General features: G+C 35.6%; 16 protein-coding genes and 1 pseudogene. 3 read left to right on the top strand and 14 right to left on the bottom strand.

From position 1 onward, the window contains the following. Window positions 1–2 precede the first annotated feature (2 nt). From MKY81_RS05745 to speE, 8 genes are all read right to left on the bottom strand, one after another. Complete coding sequence (locus tag MKY81_RS05745) at window positions 3–833, bottom strand: hypothetical protein (RefSeq protein ID WP_066235181.1); 831 nt, start codon at window positions 831–833, stop codon at window positions 3–5. 197 nt (window positions 834–1,030) lie between these two features. Beyond that, a complete protein-coding gene (locus tag MKY81_RS05740) occupies window positions 1,031–1,447 on the bottom strand; it encodes a hypothetical protein (RefSeq protein ID WP_066235183.1) in 417 nt (138 codons plus the stop codon). Between the two features lie 143 nt (window positions 1,448–1,590). After that, a complete protein-coding gene (locus tag MKY81_RS05735; protein WP_066235185.1) occupies window positions 1,591–2,217 on the bottom strand; it encodes a response regulator in 627 nt (208 codons plus the stop codon). Between the two features lie 50 nt (window positions 2,218–2,267). Further along, window positions 2,268–4,586 carry a sensor histidine kinase gene (locus MKY81_RS05730; RefSeq protein WP_066235187.1) on the bottom strand — a complete coding sequence of 773 codons (2,319 nt, stop codon included), beginning with the start codon at window positions 4,584–4,586 and terminating at the stop codon, window positions 2,268–2,270. Continuing rightward, on the bottom strand, window positions 4,583–4,744 hold the full coding sequence (gene comX / locus MKY81_RS05725) for a competence pheromone ComX (RefSeq protein WP_115943906.1): 162 nt from the start codon (window positions 4,742–4,744) through the stop codon (window positions 4,583–4,585). The genes MKY81_RS05730 and comX overlap by 4 nt, the downstream gene beginning before the upstream one ends. A 19-nt stretch (window positions 4,745–4,763) precedes the next feature. Further along, entirely contained in the window at window positions 4,764–5,600 is an 837-nt protein-coding gene (locus MKY81_RS05720) for a polyprenyl synthetase family protein (protein WP_084347853.1), read from the bottom strand. A gap of 259 nt (window positions 5,601–5,859) precedes the next feature. Next, window positions 5,860–6,732 (bottom strand): agmatinase, encoded by an 873-nt coding sequence (speB, locus tag MKY81_RS05715; RefSeq protein ID WP_066235191.1) that lies wholly within the window; start codon window positions 6,730–6,732, stop codon window positions 5,860–5,862. An 18-nt stretch (window positions 6,733–6,750) separates the two neighbouring features. Then, window positions 6,751–7,581 (bottom strand): spermidine synthase, encoded by an 831-nt coding sequence (speE, locus tag MKY81_RS05710; RefSeq protein WP_162492897.1) that lies wholly within the window; start codon window positions 7,579–7,581, stop codon window positions 6,751–6,753. Between the two features lie 245 nt (window positions 7,582–7,826). On the opposite strand from speE, the gene MKY81_RS05705 reads away from it, so the two are divergent. Continuing rightward, window positions 7,827–9,893, top strand: coding sequence for a transglycosylase domain-containing protein (locus MKY81_RS05705; protein WP_341117084.1), 2,067 nt, complete (start codon window positions 7,827–7,829; stop codon window positions 9,891–9,893). 333 nt (window positions 9,894–10,226) lie between these two features. Here the strand turns inward: MKY81_RS05705 and MKY81_RS05700 are convergent, their stop codons facing one another. Both MKY81_RS05700 and MKY81_RS05695 read right to left on the bottom strand, forming a co-directional pair. Further along, window positions 10,227–10,736 carry a YwhD family protein gene (locus MKY81_RS05700; RefSeq protein ID WP_066235197.1) on the bottom strand — a complete coding sequence of 170 codons (510 nt, stop codon included), beginning with the start codon at window positions 10,734–10,736 and terminating at the stop codon, window positions 10,227–10,229. 15 nt (window positions 10,737–10,751) lie between these two features. Further along, window positions 10,752–11,405 (bottom strand): site-2 protease family protein, encoded by a 654-nt coding sequence (locus MKY81_RS05695; protein WP_373454633.1) that lies wholly within the window; start codon window positions 11,403–11,405, stop codon window positions 10,752–10,754. A 195-nt stretch (window positions 11,406–11,600) separates the two neighbouring features. Between MKY81_RS05695 and MKY81_RS05690 the strand changes: the two genes are divergently transcribed. After that, window positions 11,601–11,786, top strand: coding sequence for a 2-hydroxymuconate tautomerase (locus MKY81_RS05690; RefSeq protein ID WP_107920458.1), 186 nt, complete (start codon window positions 11,601–11,603; stop codon window positions 11,784–11,786). 570 nt (window positions 11,787–12,356) lie between these two features. On the opposite strand, the gene MKY81_RS05685 is transcribed toward MKY81_RS05690, so the two are convergent. Further along, complete coding sequence (locus tag MKY81_RS05685) at window positions 12,357–12,869, bottom strand: YwgA family protein (protein WP_325948955.1); 513 nt, start codon at window positions 12,867–12,869, stop codon at window positions 12,357–12,359. A gap of 53 nt (window positions 12,870–12,922) precedes the next feature. Continuing rightward, complete coding sequence (locus MKY81_RS05680) at window positions 12,923–14,224, bottom strand: HD domain-containing protein (protein WP_108072147.1); 1,302 nt, start codon at window positions 14,222–14,224, stop codon at window positions 12,923–12,925. Window positions 14,225–14,433: 209 nt separating this feature from the next. On the opposite strand from MKY81_RS05680, the gene MKY81_RS05675 reads away from it, so the two are divergent. Beyond that, window positions 14,434–15,147 carry an RsfA family transcriptional regulator gene (locus MKY81_RS05675; protein ID WP_107920456.1) on the top strand — a complete coding sequence of 238 codons (714 nt, stop codon included), beginning with the start codon at window positions 14,434–14,436 and terminating at the stop codon, window positions 15,145–15,147. A 359-nt stretch (window positions 15,148–15,506) separates the two neighbouring features. Here the strand turns inward: MKY81_RS05675 and MKY81_RS05670 are convergent, their stop codons facing one another. Both MKY81_RS05670 and MKY81_RS05665 read right to left on the bottom strand, forming a co-directional pair. Then, window positions 15,507–16,508: an ABC transporter ATP-binding protein gene (locus tag MKY81_RS05670; protein ID WP_445663937.1), complete on the bottom strand. Its 1,002-nt coding sequence runs from the start codon at window positions 16,506–16,508 to the stop codon at window positions 15,507–15,509. After that, a pseudogene (locus MKY81_RS05665) lies at window positions 16,492–17,769 on the bottom strand (ABC transporter transmembrane domain-containing protein); the annotation flags it as partial. The pseudogene MKY81_RS05665 and the gene MKY81_RS05670, both read right to left, overlap by 17 nt. Window positions 17,770–18,142: the final 373 nt, after the last annotated feature.

The raw sequence follows: 18,142 nt of genomic DNA, 5'->3' as shown, positions 1-18,142 counted from the left end.
AACTATTTCTCTTTCTTATATTTAGAAACTTCTTTATAAAAGATATTTTTGTCTAACCCTCTATCAATTTTAATGTTTCTAGTTTTTATATAATATTTGACTGTATTGTTTTCATCATAGCTTTTAAAATCCAATACAAGTCCTGAATTTTTTGTAACAATCATTTCGAACTTTCCAGCTAAACTATTTGATACTTTCTCATCTATTACACCTGTCAACTTATAACTAGGAATCCCAGAGAAGGTTGCTTCACTATAATTCCAGCTATCGAAGTCTTTTAATAAAAGTGATAGTTCTGAATGAACAACATTACGAGCAACCCGGCCGAAATCGTCATCCATCCGATTATCAGAAATCAATCTTTCAGTTGCGCTCTGTTTACTTATTTCCTCATTTTTTGTGTCTTCCAATAATTTATATGTTTTATACGTATGTTTTTTTTCATCATACATTATCTTTTTATCTTCTTTTCGTAAAATAACAATTGTATCTTCTGGTGTATTATTAGTAAATGTTGTTGCAATACCCCTTTTATTCACCACATCTACTGCAAATTTATAGGTTGTTTTTTGGTCATATTTTTTGTCGTATTCTTCTACTTCTCCTTGTAAATCCTTGAAGTAATCAATAGAGTCAAGCATTTTCAACACTATTTTTTCCTTATCTGGAGATTCAGAATTCGCTTCTATGTTGTTTTTTATGACGTCCCTTGTAAGCTCCTCTTCAGTAGTAGTTGATTTTTTAAAACGGTCAAAAAAATCGAGTTGATACAATACAAAAGCTACTATGACGAAAGCAACAATGGCCGAAACCCCTAATTGTTTCCCCTTCACAAATTTCCCACCCTTCCTTTTCCATTCACTATAGAAGATTGAAATACCAATACCACATTTTCTTAGAAAAAGATAAAGAGAAGAAGTTTCTTCTCTTTATCTGGGTCAGGCTGATTACTAGGAATCATAAAACTTTTCAGATTTTTACTCAGCCATTTAATCCTTATTAAATTTAAATGATTTCATAGATTGGTGGTTTAAGGTCCACCGACACTATCTGGACTCCATACACCAGAGGCTGCAAAAGTGCTAGTACCAGCAATTTTCCTACCCTCTAAACGAATCAAGACATGTTTTCCATATTCTTCGTATGCCCAATTTTTCATGAATACATCTTTATTTTTTGGTACCTGATAATGGTTACCTCTTGAAATATCAGTACCATTATTTAGAGCTACCCAAGAAGTGATATATGAGCCCCCACCTATGCTAGAAGCTCTTATATAGGCAGAAGTACTGTCAAGCTTTTCTCTTGATGCAGTGTGCTCTGACTCTCCAAACACAAATGTGAAGCTGGTGTCTCCAACATTCCCGGCAGCATTAGCGTAATGAAAACCAAACCCACTTACAAGGACTCCTAAAATGACAAGTCCCGAAACTATTAGTTTCTTCATAGCTCATTTCCTCCCCTTTTATCAATGTTTTTCATAAGTCCCTATGATAATTCAATAATAAAACAGAATTAGACAACCCTACACCGAAATTTTTTTGTTAATTCACGCAATTTTTTTGCGGTGTTGTTATATCCTGTTTTTCTCTATAATATTCCACATTCTTTCGCCCTTTTTACTGCCTCTATACGTGAACGGGCGTCTAGTTTGCGAAAGATAGTCGATAAACTATATTCCACAGTTCTTTGGCTTGTAAAGAGGCTTTCGGAAATCTCCCTATTCGTTTTCCCCTTTTCTACTTCTAACAAAATATCCCGTTCTTTATCAGTTAATACACTTCTATATTCTCCACTCAAATTTCTTCCATTTTGCATACGTAACTGTTGAAATAATTCTAGTGGGATGACGACATCGCCTTGAACAACTGATTTTATCGCATTTACTAAGGTTCTATTAGTTGCAGATTTACTCACCATTCCCGACACACCACAATCAACAAGCTTATTAAAAAGAGGCTTTATGTCATAGCCGGTATAGATTATTACATTAGCCTCAGGATATTTATGCAAAATACTTGTCGTTATTTCTATACCATTAGTATCGGGCATTTGTAAATCTACTAAATAAACATCATGTTTTCGTTCAGATAGAGTCTTAGTCAGATCGTTATTGAATGATAGGATGTCCACACTAATTTCTGTATCTTTCTCAATTAAGGATTTTACTCCGTGACCAACTACCTCATGATCGTCAATAATTAATACGGATATCATCTAATCACTCCTTTTCATTTTCCTAAATTTGAATGTCCAAATGAAGAAACCTAGTTTACCAAAGAATACTGTTTCAACTGTAAAACTATTTCAGCTTGAAATCCCTTCCCTACTTCTGAGTTGATTTTTAATGAGCCGTCTATTCCTCTGACTCTTTCTTTAATCCCCGATATTCCTCTTGTACTAAATGGTTGTTCTAGATTATTCCAATCACACCCAACACCATCATCAACGTATTGTAAATAAAGAAGATCATCCTTCCTAAACAAATTCAGATGTACTTCTGTTGCTTTTGAATGCTTCATAGCATTATTTAGTAGCTCTTGAATAATTCGATATAAAGCCAATTCATGAGACTTTTTAGCCACAGTTACATCTTCACCTAATTCGCTGTAAAAAAGGAAATTTGCATTTAAATTTATCTTTTCAAAAAGGGAAAGCAGAGATTCGCGCAAGCCTAATTCATGCAAAAAAGAAGGATGTAGTTCAGTTGTCACTTCTCTTAAAACATGGGCTTGATCTAGTATTGACTCCCTCGTATCGTTTAATAGATTAATAAAAGATACGTCATTTATTTTTGTCATTTCATCATCTATTTTTCGCGCAAGGCTTAACTGATCCTGTAAAATGGTATCGTGTAAATCTATAGCCAAGTTCTTGCGTTCTTTTTCAGAAATGGAAAGCAATAATTTTGATATATATACAGGAATCGATTGATTCTTTTTAAGACCGCTTAGTTTTCCCATTATTTCTTCGATTTTATAAAGATTTTCTATCATAATTTGAGTATAATTAATAATCGTTTCTAACCAGATCTGTTCTGTGGTAGTTAATTTTTTTCTTGGTTTTCTCCATTCTGCTATTAATACTAAAAAACGCCCATTTTTTTCTGACAAAGGCACTGAAAATCCTGTAGAGTTTTTATGAATCATTCCTATTTGACCTTTATCCTGAATCATCGTTTCAATCGCATGGTGAATGATTTCCTTTTTTTCAAGATACGAAAAAAGCCTATTATCCTCCTGTACTTGTACAAGTGTTGCTTCTGAAACGGGCAAGTTAACTTCTATTTCTTTTTGTAGTCCCGCAGTAAGTTTTTCAAGTTTTGTCTCGTTCTTCATCGTATGCAAAAATCGGTTTAAACTTACTTGAAAATCCTTTTCCTTTGGATATAACCTTTTTCTTAATAGAAAGTCGATCTTATCCTTAAAATAAAGAACACAAGTAAATGCACCAAATATAATTAAACTTAATCTCATTATTTCAATGTGATTATCAAGAATATTCGATTGAGTAAAAAGTAAAAAGCCTATAATAATAAACGCTGTTGCAACAAAACTTATCAGCAAGCAATAATATAATTTTCTAATCACGAATTCCATATCGATAAATTCTTCGGAGACAACCAAATACAATAAACTAAGAGGTAGTAGAATAAAAAACACAGTTGTCATTTCAGCACGCATAATTGGTTGATTGAATAAAAGAGTTGGAATCGCAAATAAAATTATAAAAGGAACGAATGAAGCGTATAATCCGGTCACTAGTATTTGAATGATTTGTTTATGCTCTGTTGCACGATTATTCAAATACAGTTTAGTGATAAGAACATTTATACCAATAAAAGTAATTGAAAAAAAGATTAAATCTGGGGGTAATAAATTAATTGATTTTACACTTTTTAATACCTCAGTGAAAATAAATATCAATAAACCAATGCCATACATGTAATTAATATAATTCATTTTTATAAAAGATAAATTCCATTTAGAAAAGTATTTTTTCAAGAAATGCATTAGTAAAATAAGGGTAAAAACTACTGAAAAAGTAGTAACAGTATCTCCTATAACATCTTTCCTTGAAGAAGCACCTGTACTTATCAACGTAATACCAAAAACGTTTAATAAATATATTAAAATAGTAACAGAACTACCGTATTCCTTTCTTATCATTAAAAATAACGAAATTGAAATACATGATAAATAAAAGATAACCGGAAAAACTAAATGATACACGTAATAATGATCAAATCCACTATATTTAATCGTGTAATGCTTGATTTCATTATCCTTCAATAATTGAATGGAATCGGCTTGTTCAATCGTGTCATATTGATCGACAGTAAAATGTTGATTAGGGTCCTTATCATTAATAGAAAGCACAATATCTCCCTTATGAATGGAATTTTCTTTTCCCCAACCTGCCGATGATACTTTTTTTACTATAAGCTGCTCTCCTTTTTTTACTACATCAATCCCTACAAAAGGATTTTTAATAGTTACATTTATCATATGAAGTGCAAGAAACACTCCAACTAACATTACAATGAGTGGTAAAATTCCCTTTTTATAATTTTTCAACAATATCATTTCCAGTATTCGAGTGGGTTAACAACTTCATCCCCAACCAAAGTTGCTAATACCACTTTTCTCTCATTTTCATTATTCGTTAGCAAACAAAGATTTCCTTTCTTCAATTGATCCTTCATTTCTGGATTCATGATTAGGTTATATATTATTTCTTTCATTTCGACATATCTCCTTTTTCTATATGTATGATGATAAAAGAATTTTGAATTTTTCCTCTGCCTTTATTTGGTTCACTGCCTCTATTGCTTGGTTTTGATACATCTTTATCATTGCATTCGAATATAAGATTACCCCTGACTCTTTTAACGTACTTTCTATGAATTTTCTGTTCGATAAAAGTTCTTGTTTAGATAAAATGCCTTGATAATACTCTCGAATAAAGTTAAACATTGGATCTGGATGTTCTAACAAATATAATGTGGCTAAAGTTTTCTTTCGATTTATTAGATCACTTTTCCGATCCAATCGTAATACATCTTTTAAATCATTGCGTATTTGCGCAGCTATTCCGATATTTGTTGCGTAATCTTCAATTAAACTGATATCCTTGTCCTGACCAGCTGCTAAAACGCCAAGAATACATGCTAACGCAGTTAAAGTACCCGACTTTTGTTTCATAATCTCTATATAGTTAGATTCATTATCTACATTATTAGTCAAATCCACATGCTGCCCGTTAATTGCAATCAAAGCATGTTTGCAGTATTTTTTTATTATTTCGTCTCTTTTGCATACTTTTATAGATTGAATTCCCGACAGCGCAGCGAAAATAAATCCTGTTGCAATATTCAATGCCTTTTCATCATCTTTCATCCATGGTGGTTCATCATTATCTTTATCTTCTAGATCATCAAAAATATCATATGATAGAACCAATAACTCTACTGCAGCTGCAATTGTAGTAATCTCCTTGCAACTGCCACTAAACATGTCATGATGAATGAACGTTAAATTACCAAACGGAAAATGACCTTTAGCATGGTATTCAACATATTGACTAGCTACTTCATTCATATCTTTTTGGTAGAAATACTGATTTATCCAATTAGTTATTTCCCTTTTAATTTCATTTGTACTATTTATTTCTCCAACAACTCCTAATTAATTTTGGTCCCAGATTTCAAAGCACTACTTTAGAAAGATTATTTTACATTATATTTACAATTCCTATTTTATCAGACAATTTTAATAATATAAACACAAAAAGCTAAAACCCAATTATATGAGTCTTAGCTTTTTCTTAGATTTAAATTAACTAAAATACCTTTATATCCTATTTCACCCAACCAAGTATCATTTCACGAATCAACTTACTTGCTGTATTTGCCGTTTGTTCTGATGAATCATAGATAGGGGCTACTTCTACTAAATCTCCGCCAACAACATTCACTTGTGAACGTGCGATTTCATGGATTGATGCTAGTAATTCTTTTGAAGTAATCCCGCCACAATCAACTGTTCCTGTTCCGGGTGCATGTGCAGGGTCTAGAACATCAATGTCAATTGTTACGTAAACTGGACGACCAGCAAGCTTCGGAAGCACTTCCTTCAATGGCTCAAGTACTTCGAACTTTGAAATATACATTCCATTTTCTTTTGCCCATTCGAACTCCTCTTTCATTCCGGAACGAATGCCGAAAGAATATACATTTCCAGGACCAATTAATTCAGCCACTTTTCTGATCGGTGTGGAATGGGAAAGTGGCTCTCCTTCATATTCGGAACGCAAATCTGTGTGTGCATCCATATGAATAATCGCAAGATCCGGATACTTTTTGTACATCGCCTTCATAACTGGCCATGAAACAAGATGTTCCCCACCCATTCCTAATGGAAATTTATTATCCTTTAATAGCCCATCAATATATTCCTCGATAAGATCAATACTGCGCTGCGGGTTTCCGAAAGGCAATGGAATATCACCTGCATCGAAGTATTTCACCTCTTCTAATTCTCGGTCCAAATATGGACTATACTCTTCTAAGCCAATTGAGACTTCTCTTATCCGCCCCGGACCGAAGCGTGAGCCTGGTCGGTAGCTAACTGTCCAATCCATTGGCATTCCGTAGATAACCGCTTGGCTTTCCTCATAGTTCGGATGGCTTTTAATAAAAACATTTCCGGAGTAAGCTTCATCAAATCGCATATGTGTACCTCCTCTTCCTTATTCAGTTAAATCTTTAACAAACTTAGGCAGTACAAATGCTGCTTTATGAAGTTCTTTCGTATAGTATTTAGTTTCAATATCATGGAAGCGGTCTTCACTTACTTCAAGTGGATCATATTTTTTTGATCCTACTGTAAATGTCCACATCCCACTTGGATAGGTTGGAACATTCGCGATATATAGACGAGTGATTGGGAAAATTTCTTTTACATCCTTTTGTACTTCACGAATTAAGTCAGCTTTGAACCAAGGATTGTCCGTTTGTGCAACGAAAATACCGTCTTCTTTTAATGCTTTGGAAATTCCTGCATAGAAGCCCTTTGTAAACAAATTAACTGCTGGTCCAACTGGTTCTGTTGAATCAACCATAATTACGTCATATTGATTTTCACTTTTTGCAATATGCATGAAACCATCATCGACTTGAACATCAACACGAGGATTTTCTAGTTCACCTGCGATTTCGGGCAAAAATTTCTTGGAATACTCAATCACCTTGCCATCAATATCTACAAGTGTCGCTTTTTTTACGCTTGGATGTTTTAATATTTCACGTATAACTCCTCCGTCACCGCCGCCTACAACAAGAACGTTTTCTGGATTTGGATGAGTAAACAATGGAACATGTGCCACCATTTCATGGTAGACGAACTCATCTTTTTGCGAAGTCATCACCATATCATCCAAAAGAAGCATATTGCCCCATTCAGCTGTCTCTACCATATCTAGCTTTTGAAATTCCGTTTGTTCTGTATGTAAAGTTTGTTTGATCTCCATTGTAATTCCGAAATGATCAGTTTGTTTTTCAGTAAACCATAATCCACCCATTTCCATCTTCCTTCCTATTATAAATATTAGCGTCCATGAATTACGTACTTCTAACTCATTTTTCCCTAAGACACTAAATACAAACATGAGAAAAAGTATAGTGAATTCTGGCAAAATTGCAAGAAAAATTTTCACTCATATATTAAAAATATTTCTACTAAAAAATTATTTTTTGCATGTTTAAAATAGGGTCTGTTTTTTCATACTGATACAATAGGCATTTTTAGAAGCTTGAGGTGAGCGTCATGGAAACAATGACAAATCCAAAAATTAAAAAATCAAAACGTTTTTTATGGTTATCATTATTTGCCTTACTTATTGTTCTTACTATAACGATTATTTCTATAGCTGGAATTTTAATATATGCAAAAATATTAGGTCCTCCCCCTCTTTCTGTCCCGCAATCTACTCTATATTATTCAAATGATGGTACTCTTATCGGAGAAAGTAGTAACGGAGATAAAAGATATTGGGTTGATTTAGACGATGTAGCAGGAGACTTGATCCATGCGACAATATCCATTGAGGATCAAAACTTCTACTCACACCACGGGTTTGATTACAAACGAATTGTAGGTGCTGTTCTAGCAGATATAAAAGCGATGGAAAAGGTGCAAGGTGCTAGTACGATTTCGCAACAATATGCAAGAAACCTTTTTTTAACGCTTGATAAAACATGGAAGCGGAAAATTTCTGAAGCCTTTTATACGCTTCGACTAGAGATGAATTATGATAAAAAAGAGATTTTAGAGGGCTATTTAAACACAATAAATTATGGTAATAAAGCATATGGAATCGAAGCCGCCAGCCAATTTTATTTCGGAAAAAAAGCGAAAGATCTCAGTCTAGCAGAGTCGGCCATGTTAGCAGGAATACCAAAAGGGCCAAATATTTATTCACCTATTGGTCATTTTGATCGAGCAAAATTAAGACAAAAGATTATTCTACAATCAATGGTTCAAAATGGCTATATAACACAAAAAGAAGCTGATAAGGCAGCAAGCAAGAAGCTCAAAATTATCGGTGAACATTCCTATTCGCAAACACAGGTTGCCCCTTATTTTCAAGATACGGTGAAACATCTTTTAAAAACTAAAATTGGGCTTGACGATCGAACCATTGATTTAGGCGGTCTTCGTGTGTACACAACATTGAATACCGAACAACAAGAAATTGCCGAAAAGGTGATTGACGAAACCATTTCCGAGGATTCTAAAATCCAAGTAGGATTTACAGCTATGGACCCTAATACAGGCTTTGTATCTGCATTAGTTGGTGGGAGGAAATACGAGGCTAGTCAGTTTAATCGGGCTGTACAAGCTATTCGCCAACCAGGCTCCACCATTAAACCATTACTATACTATGCAGCTTTAGAAAAAGGATTTACGCCAACAACAATGATGAAAAGCGAACCGACTACTTTCCGTTTTGATGATGGTAGGAAGGATTATACTCCACATAATTTTAATAGTAAATACGCGAATGATGAAATTACTATGGCACAAGCACTCGCACTTTCTGATAATGTATTTGCAGTGAAAACACATTTATTTTTAGGGGAAGACGTTTTAGTACAAACAGCCAAACAATTTGGAATCGAGACAAAAATGTCTAAAGTTCCTTCTTTAGCTTTAGGAACATCCGGTGTCCGTGTCATTGATATGGTCAATGCCTATAGCCTTTTAGCAAATGGCGGTAAACAAGTGGAGCCAGTCTTTATTACGAGGGTAGAGGATTATCAAGGGAAGGTTATATATCAGTATGAACCTCCTAAGAAGCAAGTACTTGATTCAAAACTTGCCTTTATAATGGATCAAATGATGACAGGAATGTTTGATAAAAAGTTAAATGGGTATTCGAGTGTCACAGGGTCAACGATTGCTAGTCAAATAACAAGACAATATGCAGGTAAATCCGGGTCAACCGATACGGACAGCTGGATGATTGGATTCACTCCACAGCTTACTGCGGGAATATGGACGGGATATGATCAGGGGAACCAGATTACACTAAATGCAGATAAACTATATGCCAAAAACATCTGGGTGCGCTTTATGGAAAAGTCCCTTGAAGATCAGCCAATCAAAACATTTAAACAACCAAAAGGTGTAATTGCTGTACCAATCGACCCGGAAAGTGGAAAAATTGCAACCGATGACTGTCCAGTTTCTCGATTAACATATTTCATCGAGGGAACAGAGCCTACTGATTATTGTGATAAACACATTAATGAAGAAAATCTTTGGAAGCACGATAAAAGACATGAAAAAGAGAACAAAAATTGGCTTAAAAGGTTATTTAAATGGTTTTAAAGATCAAATGCGGAAGCGCCTTGGTCAGCCCCGACAAGCAAATAACCTTTCACCAATGAAGTCTGCTTTTTGACTTCATTGGTGAAAGGTTATTTGACCTCGAGGGGCTAGGCGCTGGAGCTGGACGTAGACTTCACCAGTAGGAAAGTTATTCACAATCGATTATTTTATAGTTTCCCAAACGTTGAAAAAACTCGGGGTGTGCGTCCCCGAGTTTTTTCGTGTCCTAGTTTGTATATGCAAACCATCAATTCTAGTTTACTTATTTTCCATGGAATCAGCAAGTAGCTGCAAATAAATTCAAACAAATGTCACGATTTATTCACATTTACTTTATTCCGCTGCCAAGCCTTTTTTTAACTCTTCACTAGACAGCTCCCACATTTTTTCATCGTGACTTTTCAAGAAGTCTGCCAATATTTTTTTAGATTTTGCATCCATATGGTCAACAATAATATGGCGCTTTAATGATTTATCTAAACGATTTACGTGCTCTGGCAATGATTTATACCCACGTCTTGCTTCTTTATTAACAGTCATTTCACAAGCTGTCACACCCGCAAAATATGGTCCTTCCTCTTTTCTGTCGATCGTCACCCAAACTAACCAATAAGGCTTAGCCCCTTCTGGAACATCCTCACGATTAGGTAAAAATTTCACCCTTTTCTCAACAGAACTTCGTGCATGCATAGCACCAATATCAACAAAGGCTTCTCCTTCATTTACATCTACAAATACCGGTGATACATTCTCTAAACTTAATGATCCGATTCCGAATCCTCGATGCCCATCGGTAGGATCGTTTTTAATAATATTGAATTCTAGCTTTTTCTTCCCTTCCATTACGAAACCTCCTGACTACATAAACATTGAAAAAATTGTTTGAAAGCTAGATAGAAAAAAGTTACTAACTTTTTGCATCAGCGGAAAAATGGTGTATTCATCTAATGGTGTTACAATAATAATTAGAAATACTAAAATACTGTATTGTTCAAATTGAGTCATTTTTGCCCGTACGGTAGGGCTCACTAAGTCCTCCACAATTCTATACCCGTCTAGCGGCGGAAGTGGAATTAAATTGAAGACAAATAACATCATGTTTAGTTGGACAAAAATATTTAAAAAATCCATGATGAAGCTTGATGCATTCGTCCATGAACCTGAAGAAATTAAAAAATAGAAAACCCCATATCCGATAAATGCCAATAATAAATTACTTAACGGACCCATAATCGAAACTAAAATTCCTGCAGCTCTCGGGTTTTTAAAATGGCGCCGATTGACGGGTACAGGTCGTGCCCAACCAAAACCAGCAATTAAAATAAGAATCGTCCCAAATGGATCAAGATGTTGAATCGGATTTAATGTTAAACGACCTTGATCCTTAGCTGTTGGATCGCCAAATTTATATGCCGTATACGCATGGGCAAATTCATGCACGGTAAAAGCAATTAATAATGTAATAACTACAAACGGAAGTTGTTCAATTGGATATTTCAAAATACCAGACAAAAAATTAATCAATTGATCCACATGCAAACCCCTTTTTCAATCATTCTATTCATTCTAACTATTAGTATACAACAATCCAATGATAAATTCCTTGTAGTGAAGCTCTTTTTATTAATATCCCCTTGCATGCCCTTTCATAAAGCAATACACTTTGAATTGTATATACTATTTTTCGTAAAAGGAGATGTCAATTGAATGCCATACATTACAGTAAAAATGTTAGAAGGTCGTACAGAGGAACAAAAAAAGGCTTTAGTAGAAAAGGTAACAGAAGCTGTTAGTGAAACTGCTGGTGCACCAAAGGAAAATATCGTCGTTTTTATTGAAGAAATGTCAAAAAATCATTATGCAGTAGGCGGAAAAAGATTAAGTGATAAGTAAAAAGAACCGGGCATGCCCGGTTCTTCTTGGATTAATATGGAGCATTATATATAAAATCACTAAAAGGCCTTAAAAATTGGTAGTTTCCTGTTCAATCGGGTCTCTTTTGTTTCTTGCGGTACCATTGGCGGTGGTGCTCCTGCTCTATCGGTTCGCTTTTGACTCTTGCAGTACCATTGACGTTCGTGCTCTTGCTCTATCGGATCGCTTCCGTCTCTTCAGGTACCATTGACGTTCGTGCTCCTGCTCTATCGGTTCGCTTTTGACTCTTCCAGTACCATTAGCGTTCGTGCTCCTGCTCTATCGGTTCGCTTCCGTCTCTTCAGGTACCATTGACGTTCGTGCTCCTGCTCTATCGGTTCGCTTTTGCCTCTTCCAGTACCATTAGCGTTCGTGCTCCTGCTCTATCGGTTCGCTTTTGCCTCTTGCAGTACCATTGGCGGTGGTGTTCCTGCTCTATCGGATCGCTTCCGTCTCTTCAGGTACCATAGGTGGCGGGACGCCTGCCCTATCGAATTGATCCTTCATTCTATTAATTCCTTACTTTTTAATTAAAACAAACAGCTAAGCCTATTCCTGTGGCTTAGCTATTTTTTTCAATGACTCAATATATTTATAAGCTTCATCAATTTCAGCTGCACTATAATTCTGTTTTGCCTTAACAGTTTGGATTTTTTCGATGACCTCTTGCTGAGGAAGATTATCAAAATAAAGAACCGTAGATACCAACTCTAGAAAACGAGAGTTTTGTTCGTTCATATTGACTAAACATTCATCTAAATGTGGAACCTTCGTTTCATACATACTTAAAAACTCTTTACCACTATCAGTGATTGTATAGCGATATTGAAAGTATCCACCTTTTTTTTCTTTCACTTCTTCAATAAAACCTAAATTAGTAAGTTCCTCTACCCGAAGAGTTAACTCCTCTGAATAAGGACCATAAAAGTGAAATTGAAATCTTTCTTGAAAAGGAAAATCTAACTTTTTCGATATATAGATCATCTTTTGTAACTTCTTTCGTCCAATAATCTCTCCTGAAGCTGCAAGTGCCCCCATCAATCTAACATGATCATTTAACAAAGAAACTCATCTCCCGCTTAATAAAAACTAAAAACTTATCAATCGTGATTCATCTATATACTCTCTAGTATGGAGCGAATCTTCTGCTTTGTTTCGCTATTCATCGTGTCATCATGAATAAAGTCAGCTGGATAATATAATTTATGATCCGTTCTGCGTTTTCCTGAAATTGCATCGACAATATCGGATGCCCTCGATAATTCTCGTAATTCACCATTTGACTTTAATAAATGAATAGGAAGTCTTTCCTCTTCTTCACCTGGACGATAAAAATCATATGGAAGGTCAGATGAAGAATCAACCACTAAATAATAGTTAGGATCTATTCCTGCTTCTTTAAAAAGATTTTCTAATTTACTATGTACTTTGAATTGCTTTGCTGGATCAAAGTCAACATATTTAAATAAGTTTCTATTCACAAATCTTGTACACAAATCACTTAAAATCGAATCATCTTCGTCCTGCCACATTTGAAAATAATATAATATGACATTTTCATCTAATTTTAAATAGTCTTCTAATGTCATTTCATCCTCAAAAAGGGAATAAAAATGAACCGGATGCTGTTTAAAGGAGTAATATTCATCATGTAACTGCTTTGCCCGATGCAAGATTTTCGTTAAGATTACTTCTGCACTGCGGGTGACTGGATGAAAATAAATTTGCCAGTACATTTGATAGCGACTCATAATATAATCTTCGACCGCATGCATTCCGCTATATTTAAACACTACCTGTTCTTCACGCGGTCGCATTACTCGCAATAGCCTTTCTATATCAAAATGGCCATAACTAACTCCTGTAAAATAGGCATCCCTAAGCAGGTAATCCATTCGATCGGCATCAAGTTGACTCGATATTAAACTAACGATCAATTTATTTTCATAAGTTTTAGCAATGACTTCCGCTACTTTCTTCGGAAAATCAGGACCAACTTTAGCCAATACTTTGTTCACTTCAGTATTTCCAACAATAATTTTCTGTGTAAATTCCTCATGATCAAGTTGAAAAACCTTTTCAAAGGAATGTGAAAATGGACCATGTCCTAAATCATGTAAAAGAGCCGCACATAAGGTAAGAAGACGATCCTCTCGATTCCAATCTTTTCTTCCATCAAAAACATCATCAATAATTCTTCTAATAATTTCGTAAACACCTAGGGAATGATTAAACCGACTATGTTCTGCACCGTGAAATGTAAAATAAGTGGTTCCGAGCTGACGAATTCGACGCAGACGTTGAAATTCTTTTGTAGCTACTAAATCCCATATGACCCTATCTCTTACATGGACGTAGCGGTGAACAGGATCTTTAAAAACCTTTTCCTCGCTTAACTTCTGTTTAGAATATTCCATGTCTAACCCTCTTCCCAGACTATCTTTTTTATATTATAGCGTTCTTTTTTTGAATATGAAAGACGTTGAATATTGCTCTTATTTTACAAACCCAACATGCTAATTTGAGAAACTATTATATTTTTTACAATATTGGTATAAAAGAGGTCCGTTTTGTCCATCCTTTGAATATTGGGGAAAGTTAATTATGAATATGGGAGTTGAGAAGTATGAAAGAGCGCCAAGATGCTTGGACAGAAGAAAATGATTTACAATTAGCAGAAACTGTTTTGCGACATGTACGTGAAGGAAGTACCCAGTTAAACGCATTTGAAGAAGTGGGAGACAAATTAAATCGAACATCTGCAGCATGTGGTTTTCGTTGGAATGCCGTTGTTCGACATGATTATGAACAAGCTTTGCAACTTGCAAAAAAACAACGTAAACAAAGACAGCGTTTACTTGGGAAAGATCAGGGTGGTAAGAAAAAACTACTCTATCAACCACCTACGCCATCCTTTGAGGAAGTGGAAGGTACACCTTTAGAAACTATTAATCAAGAATTTGCTGAAGAGATGGATGCTGTTAAAACACCAAGTGCAACGAATTCCGCGCCGATTAGTAACAACAATGGTGAATTAAATCTTCAAAAAGTAATTAGTTATTTACAGTACCTAAATAGCACCCAGTTCCAATCAACCATTTTAAAAAGTGAGAATGCAAGATTAAAACGCGAAAACTCAGAATTAAAGCAACAAAACGAAGAACTTCAAAAACGAATTCGTGATTTAGAAAAGAACTCTGTTACAATGCAAGAAGATTATGAAACGATGATGAAAATCATGAACAGAGCGAGAAAACTTGTCCTATTCGAAGAAGACGAACCTTCCACTTCAACGTTTAAAATGGACAGAAACGGAAACCTGGAGAAACTGGCGGAATGATATAGAAAAACAAACAAGATCCGGAAGCAGTACCCGTTTTTTAACAGATTTTTTGGGATTCGGGTAGATGAACCCATGTGGGCTGCTGTGAACTTCCCGTATCTTTTGGAATCGGGTACTTCATGCAAAGCTGGCTGATGCGATCTTCCCGTATCCCTGGGATTCGGGTACTTCATGCAATGCTAGCTGCCGCGATCTTCCCGCATCATCGGGATTAGAGTACTTCATACAATGTGGGCTGTCGGGATCTTCCCGCATCCATTAGATTCGGGTAGATAAACCACTGAAAGCAATAGCCATGACAAATAGAAAAGCACAACTTTTCCTTATGAGAAGTTGTGCTTTTTATATATTATCGGTTAACCAACCTTTTTCATTTGTTGAAGTTGATACATTTGAAAGTATTTTCCTTTTAACTCCATTAATTCGTCATGATTGCCTTTTTCCACTATTTCTCCTTTATCTAAAACAAGAATTTGGTCTGCATTGCGGATTGTAGATAAACGATGGGCAATAATGAAGGTCGTTCTGCCTTTTTTCAACACTTCCATTGCCTTTTGAATAATCGCCTCCGTTTCCGTATCAATATTAGAAGTCGCTTCATCCAATATGAGAATCGCTGGATTAAAGGCGAGTGCGCGTGCAAATGAGATCAACTGTCTTTGCCCGGATGAAAGGGTGCTTCCCTTTTCAACAACGGGTTCATCGATTCCATTTTCCAAGTTTTTCAACACTTTATCCGCCCCAACATCCTTCAGCGCCTTTTCTACTACTTCACGTGATATGTGTGGATCACCAAGACTGACATTCGAAGCAATCGTTCCAGTAAACAAATACGGATCCTGTAGAACGATGGCCATATGCTCTCTTAAACTTTGAGTAGACATATCTTTAATATTGACACCATCAATCCTTATTTCCCCTCTTGTACAATCGTAAAATCGGAATAATAGGTTCATAATTGAGCTTTTACCTGAGCCAGTATGCCCAACTAATGCAACGGTTTCACCGCATTTCGCATCGAAGGTAATATCTTTTAATACATCATTATTTTCTTTGTAGCCAAAATGCACATGATCAAAAGTCACATTCCCTTGATAGCGCGGAATTCTTTGATTATTTACCGCTTTTCCCTTTTCATCAAGCAATTCAAAAACCCGTTCACCAGCGACCAATGCTTGCTCCAATTTCGCCAATTGGTTCACAACTCCTGTAACCGGCTGGAACAAACGATTAATATAATCAACGAAAGCATATAGAACACCAAGTGTAACAAATGAACCAACCCCAATGGAACCTCCTCCGAAGTACCAAATGAACGCGACAAATGTAATATTTCTTAACACGTGAGAAAAGAACATGATCTTGCGGGACATAGCCGATCCAATCGCGTACTTGTTCCTTTGTTTGTTGGCTAATTTCAACTCCTGAAAAGGAAAACTTGCCATCCCCTTCTTTGTATTCTCTAAGAAGCTGCTTAATAAGCGTCGTTTTTCCACTTCCCGTTTTCCCAACTATACCAAGGGTCTTTCCACGACTTAGATCCAAATGAATGTTTTTTAAATTTTTCACTGTAGAGGTTGGATATTGGAACTCATAATGGTTAAATTCAATCGAGTTCGGTCGATCCACCTTAATTGGATTTTCAGGATTTGTCACATCTTCTTTTGCACTTAATGTTTCCTCCACCCGATCTAAAGAAGCACTCCCCCTTTGCATTAAGTTCATCAATTCGCCGATTGCAAACATTGGCCAAATGAGCATTCCTAAATAGACATTAAAAGACACAAGGTCCCCAAGTGTAATTGCTTGGTGAAACACAAGATAAGCTCCATAACCTAAACCAATTAAATAACTCATTCCAGTTAACACTTTAATCGTTGGATCAAATAACGAATCTATTTTTGCTACTTTCATATTTTTTGAATACACATCTTCGGTCATTTTGTGGAATTGGTTTTCATCAGCCCGTTCTTGAACGTAAGCACGAATCACCCTTACACCGGCTACCGATTCTAATACTTTATCATTTAAATCACCGAATGAATCTTGTGCTTCGATAAAGCGTTCATGAATTTTCTTTCCGTAAATGGTCATTAACACAGCCATTATTGGTAGCGGCAAAATGGCTGCAAGTGTGAGTTTCCAGCTAATTAATACACTCATCGTAAACAATATCGTAAGCATAAAGACAGTGGAATCGGTTAATGTTAAAATGCCGAATCCAGCCGTAATTGAAACAGCCTTCAAATCGTTCGTTGCACGAGCCATTAAATCACCAGTTCGATTTCTTTCATAAAAAGCGGGAGTCATCTTAAAAAAATGGCCCATTAAACGTGAACGCAATTTTCTTTCTACCAGGTATGCCCCGCCAAACAACTGGTACATCCACACATAAGTAATACCGTAAGACACGACGGTAATCAGGAATAAATAAAATAAATAACGAAGGATCCCGCTCCAAGTTAAATTTCCTAGATGGATATTATCAATCGCCATCCCAACTAGCTTCGGTGGGATTACATCTAATATTCCAACGATAATTAATAAAAGTACTGCAATTACATACCGCTTCCACTGTTCTTTGAAGAACCAGCGAAGCTTCCATAAAACACGAAACATCCCATCACCATCCCATTTGTTCGAAATAAAAATAGGCAGCTGCACTAAGCAGCTGCCCACTATATACTACAGCACGTAAAAACACTGTAGAAAGACAACAAAAAAGCACAGAAAACGATACGCCTCCTGTGCTTATTACTATCAAAAATAATAAACGTCCCGTTCAATAAATCCTATGCAGCGGGCAGGTTGCGTCATGTATGAAATTAGTTAATTCTTTGTTGAGTAAATCCATATATATCATCATCACAATTCCTCCCTTGCTTTCGAATTTATTTGGTAATACTTTGTTAGATTACCATCATTTAAATTGTGTGTCAATTGCTAATAATTTTAATTTGCTTTATTTAGCAATTATTTAGTGAAGTCGAGA

This window comes from Heyndrickxia sp. FSL W8-0423, from assembly GCF_038009395.1.
In the GTDB taxonomy this organism is placed as follows: Bacteria; Bacillota; Bacilli; order Bacillales; family Bacillaceae_C; genus Heyndrickxia; species Heyndrickxia sporothermodurans.
The sequence above is the reverse complement of the archived record's forward strand: the minus strand, read 5'-3'. Positions and strand labels throughout refer to the sequence as shown.

Bases quoted from the DNA above. Each gene is read 5' to 3' on its own strand.
- MKY81_RS05680 (WP_108072147.1), bottom strand. From the start codon at position 14,224: ATGGAATATTCTAAACAGAAGTTAAGCGAGGAAAAGGTTTTTAAAGAT.
- MKY81_RS05690 (WP_107920458.1), top strand. From the start codon at position 11,601: ATGCCATACATTACAGTAAAAATGTTAGAAGGTCGTACAGAGGAACAA.
- MKY81_RS05735 (WP_066235185.1), bottom strand. From the start codon at position 2,217: ATGATATCCGTATTAATTATTGACGATCATGAGGTAGTTGGTCACGGA.
- MKY81_RS05730 (WP_066235187.1), bottom strand. From the start codon at position 4,586: ATGATATTGTTGAAAAATTATAAAAAGGGAATTTTACCACTCATTGTA.
- MKY81_RS05675 (WP_107920456.1), top strand. From the start codon at position 14,434: ATGAAAGAGCGCCAAGATGCTTGGACAGAAGAAAATGATTTACAATTA.
- MKY81_RS05705 (WP_341117084.1), top strand. From the start codon at position 7,827: ATGGAAACAATGACAAATCCAAAAATTAAAAAATCAAAACGTTTTTTA.
- comX (WP_115943906.1), bottom strand. From the start codon at position 4,744: ATGAAAGAAATAATATATAACCTAATCATGAATCCAGAAATGAAGGAT.
- MKY81_RS05720 (WP_084347853.1), bottom strand. From the start codon at position 5,600: ATGAATGAAGTAGCTAGTCAATATGTTGAATACCATGCTAAAGGTCAT.
- MKY81_RS05740 (WP_066235183.1), bottom strand. From the start codon at position 1,447: ATGAAGAAACTAATAGTTTCGGGACTTGTCATTTTAGGAGTCCTTGTA.
- speE (WP_162492897.1), bottom strand. From the start codon at position 7,581: ATGGGTGGATTATGGTTTACTGAAAAACAAACTGATCATTTCGGAATT.
- MKY81_RS05670 (WP_445663937.1), bottom strand. From the start codon at position 16,508: ATGTTCTTTTCTCACGTGTTAAGAAATATTACATTTGTCGCGTTCATT.
- speB (WP_066235191.1), bottom strand. From the start codon at position 6,732: ATGCGATTTGATGAAGCTTACTCCGGAAATGTTTTTATTAAAAGCCAT.
- MKY81_RS05700 (WP_066235197.1), bottom strand. From the start codon at position 10,736: ATGGAAGGGAAGAAAAAGCTAGAATTCAATATTATTAAAAACGATCCT.